The 3800-nt window shown below is 55.2% G+C and carries 5 protein-coding genes; 4 read left to right on the plus strand and 1 reads right to left on the minus strand.

What is annotated here, in order from left to right; translation table 11 throughout:
• On the minus strand, positions 1 to 457 hold a 457-nt coding region (locus HNO88_RS21660), incomplete at its 3' end, for a GNAT family N-acetyltransferase (RefSeq protein WP_184250866.1).
• 773 nt (positions 458 to 1230) lie between these two features.
• Between HNO88_RS21660 and HNO88_RS21665 the strand changes: the two genes are divergently transcribed.
• The 4 genes from HNO88_RS21665 (at position 1231) to HNO88_RS21680 (ending at position 3698) form a co-directional block, all read left to right on the plus strand.
• The gene (locus HNO88_RS21665) at positions 1231 to 1440 is read left to right on the plus strand and encodes a hypothetical protein (RefSeq protein WP_184250869.1); all 210 of its coding nucleotides are present in this window, start codon (positions 1231 to 1233) and stop codon (positions 1438 to 1440) included.
• 399 nt (positions 1441 to 1839) lie between these two features.
• Entirely contained in the window at positions 1840 to 2022 is a 183-nt protein-coding gene (locus tag HNO88_RS21670) for a hypothetical protein (RefSeq protein WP_184250872.1), read from the plus strand.
• A 183-nt stretch (positions 2023 to 2205) separates the two neighbouring features.
• Positions 2206 to 2811: a response regulator transcription factor gene (locus HNO88_RS21675; protein ID WP_184250875.1), complete on the plus strand. Its 606-nt coding sequence runs from the start codon at positions 2206 to 2208 to the stop codon at positions 2809 to 2811.
• Positions 2812 to 3092: 281 nt separating this feature from the next.
• Positions 3093 to 3698, plus strand: a complete 606-nt coding sequence (locus HNO88_RS21680; RefSeq protein ID WP_376768807.1) for an IS630 family transposase — start codon at positions 3093 to 3095, stop codon at positions 3696 to 3698.
• Positions 3699 to 3800 lie beyond the last annotated feature (102 nt).

Here is a 3800-nt window from a genome sequence, read left to right on the forward strand (position 1 = left end):
CATATGCGCCTCCTGTTGATGAAGGACGCCATTGATTCAGACTTTCATCGCCTTGGGAATCCCTAACGTGAGTCATGCTCACCGCAGGTTGGTATAAGTTGCCATCAAAATAACCTGACGTGATGAAACTGAGCCCTAAATTGTCGAATCCGTGTAAGACGACGAGTTGCACCGCTTCGCTCATGAGTCCTCGCCCCCAGTGATCACGGGATAGCCAGAAGCCGAGCTCTGCGGCACGAAGGCCGTTCCTTGGCATCAAGCTCACTGCGCCGACCATTTTGGACGAGCCCGGCAAGGTGAGCGCCCATACCCATTCATTAGGAACGATATGCGCCATGAAGAAGGCCGCGTGCTCCGGTCTGTAAGGCTGCGGAATAAGCGAGAGCCACCGAGTGACCTTCTCGTCACTTAAAATCCGGTAGATCTCAGCTACATCCTCATCGATAGGACGCCGCAACGAAACAGATCCACCGCTGAATTTTGGACGCCATAGGAAAGTGCATTCTGGATACATTAGATTTATGTTAGCATATTTGTCCCACTCAGAACAAGCCTTACTCGATAACGTTGATTGCCTAGAGTTACATGACAAAGATGTTTCGCCTCTCCTACATTGACTGAAGGCTTCAGTGCTAACGAAAGTGGGCGTATGTATGAGCGGGACGACGAACATTGGCGCGCGCGAGGTCCAAAGGCAGCGGACTCGATGGCGGTCTCGACACAAGCGCGGCCATACTGAGCTTGCCGGAAAATTGCTATCGCGAAGAATCCGGCTGCTATCGACCACGGCGCATGGTTTGCAACAGAGACTAAGTTCAATCAGAGGCAAGTAGAACCACTTTTCAGTCGAAGCTTCCGGACTGAAACGTTAAACCAGGATCTGGAGTTTACGACCGGGCAACGAGATCCCTGACACGCTCATCCGGCAACTGGCACCTGACAGGCCCTCCACCTCTTGGGAGAGAGCACGTGTCAACCTCGAGGGCGCTATCGGTAACAGTCGATTGCTAGGTTCGACATCACGGACAATGGCATAGTGCTGATCGCGTATGCGACCGATTGCACTTATGCTGACATGGTCCGCGGCAAAGATGCCCTTGGTAGTAGTCGGATGATGAGGTCCACCTTGCACGTATGATCCTCATGGCCGGGTCTCACCGCCCTAATCAGGCTGAAGATGGCTGATGCTTCGAGGCCAGCACCAGGAGCGATGCGGCAAGGATCGGCGGCGTGACCCTCCAGATCGTGCGCGATTGGGTGATCCGGTTAAACTTCTGCGATCCGGATGGTCTGCGTGGCGGCAAGGGCTGCGGGCAAGACGTCGATCCTCAACATTGCTCAGCGGCCGCGCTGGTGACAAACGGTCGAGCGCGGCCCGGTCTCGCCGATCCATGGGGTGGTGCGCTGGCGGCTGATCGATCCGGTGTGCTGATTGTATGAGGAATTCGCGGTCTCGCGCGAACAGACGACCATGAGCCCTTAGCCGTGAGCTGAAGAAGCTTGGCTGCTTGAAACTGACGGCGCGGCGCCGCCACCATGCTCAGAACGAGTTGGCCATGGAGGCCTTCTTCAAGAAAGGCGCTTTGCTGCGGAGGTGGAAAGTCCATGATGCCCTCCCCAAGATTTTTCTAGAGATTTGATTCCAGGACGCGAGGCCCGCGTGGGACAGGGTAAGGGTGCAGGTCTGGTCCTGCCTTCTGTATAATCAAACAACGTCGCTGGATCTGCCCGAGATCGCGCTCGCTGTCGCGTTAAGTGCGCAATCTGTGGTGCTAATGTGCATATGACCGGCAAGCTCGAGATCCCCGCCAACACCATTATCGCCGCGTTGCCGGTCAAATGCCCCAAGCCTATTCCAGTCTAAAAAACTGGCAGTTCATGCGCGACAACTGGCTCTACAACCGCATCTTCGCATCCCACGTCAACATCGTCGAGCATTGCTGCGAGACCTGGAACAGGCTCATGGATCAATCCTGGCTCATCATGGCCACCGGTCGCCGCAAATGGGCACGCCGGCTCTGACCAACGCGGTTAGTATAAGCGCTCGCTGGTATAACGCGCAAAATCGCCGAGACGGCCAACTTGCCGAGACGGCCAACTTGACGCACGCTTCTCGTTCGAACGCGCGACCTTCAGATGCTGGCATGATTCACGCCACTACAATTTACGCTTTCGCGTGCGTGCACAAGCACGTAAGATCATCACATGGACCGCTATAACGCAATATCGTTAATAGAACCAGATACTCGGCAACGTGCTGAGCAGTCAAAGTCCCTCAATGGTGGGCGGTTCCATATCGAGCCTTACGAGAATGTTCGAGAATTCATTGAGCAGGGTAACGTAGACACTCTTGTTTTGATGCGTGATGAGGATAATCAAGTAGACCGAATCCTTTCTGACATGCGTATGCGCAATTACTGGAGCCCTACTTTAGTTCACACTAATTCATTTGATCCGGTTAGGTGCTCGCAGCTAATGCTCCAGGGAGTTGTAGGCGTGCTACCAAGCCCGATCAATCGTTCCAATTTAGAACGGTTTCTAGCTGAGTCATCAAGTCAAATTACAGCCCTGATTGATCAACGCTATGGTGCTGCCGATGCTCGTCAGAAGCTGCAAACGCTGACAAAGCGCGAACTTGACGTTCTGACCCAACTCCAACACGGCCTCTCAAACCGCGAAATAGGCGAAAAGCTATCGATTAGTCCACGCACGGTCGAAGTTCACCGTGGTAATATGCTGAGGAAGTTGGGCGCAAGCACGGCACTTGCGGCGATCCGAGTAAGCGTAGAGGCGAACTTGTTAGGAGGTTAGCCTACAATTCCTTTCCTTGCACGAATGCACCGTTAGCATTACTTTAGCCGAAATTTTTTTCTAGAAAAGGTGACTTGTTGAAGAAGTGCTCAACAGCAGTATTCCTGGTGTCGGACGTAACAGAGTCAAGCCGTTACGGAGTCTTGGCGATCAACGACAGATTACAACGACACAGAACGCGCCCGTCAACTATCCGGGCACCCTTTGCTGATTGCTGGACAACAACGACTCGGTAATGAGCCACTCCTTGTTCGTGAACCATACTGCGCCGCCGGCGGCGGATGACCGGCGATGCTGGGATCAACCCGCACCGGAGGCAGGCGCCGCGTAAGCTGTCGAGAGCGGCGCAACCGTTCCTTGATCCTGAAAGCTTGGTCTTCCTAACCGAGACCGGTCTGAACACCAAAATGGCACGGCTCTATGGCTGGTCGCCCGTTGGCGAGCGCTGCCGCGACAAGGTGCCTTTCGGACATTGGAAAACAATGACCTTTGTCGCCGGGTTGCGCCTCACCGGCGTGACCGCGCCTTGGGGTGCTCGATCGCGCGATGGATGGCGATGCTTTCCGCATCTTACGTCGAGCACATCCTCGCGCCCGACCCTCGAACGGGGCGACGTAGTCGTTCTCGACAACCTGCCCGCGCACAAGGTCACCGGCATTCGCGAAGCGATCGCCAAACTTCGGGCTCAGATCTCTCACCTGCCGCCTTACAGCCCCGACATGAACCCGATCGAGATAGCCTACGCCAAACTCAATGCGCTCCTGAGGCAGGAGCCTGCGCGTACCGTCGACGCGCTCGTCGATCGCATCGGCAAGCTTCTCGATCGCTTCCTGCCAGACGAATGCGCCAACTTCTTCCACGCCGCAGGATATCAACGCTCATGCTGAAAATGCTCTAGGCCACCGACTCATTATGCCGCAGCCAGATGCGTATGGATGCGAGTTGGACTGAGGCGAGGAAGTTGTCGTCGCGTTTGTCGTAGCGGGTAG

It is taken from the genome of Novosphingobium chloroacetimidivorans (assembly GCF_014204535.1).
In the GTDB taxonomy this organism is placed as follows: Bacteria; Pseudomonadota; Alphaproteobacteria; order Sphingomonadales; family Sphingomonadaceae; genus Novosphingobium; species Novosphingobium chloroacetimidivorans.

Coding starts and splice junctions, on each gene's coding strand:
- HNO88_RS21670 (WP_184250872.1), top strand. CDS start 1,840: ATGCCCCAAGCCTATTCCAGTCTAAAAAACTGGCAGTTCATGCGCGAC.
- HNO88_RS21675 (WP_184250875.1), top strand. CDS start 2,206: ATGGACCGCTATAACGCAATATCGTTAATAGAACCAGATACTCGGCAA.
- HNO88_RS21680 (WP_376768807.1), top strand. CDS start 3,093: ATGACCGGCGATGCTGGGATCAACCCGCACCGGAGGCAGGCGCCGCGT.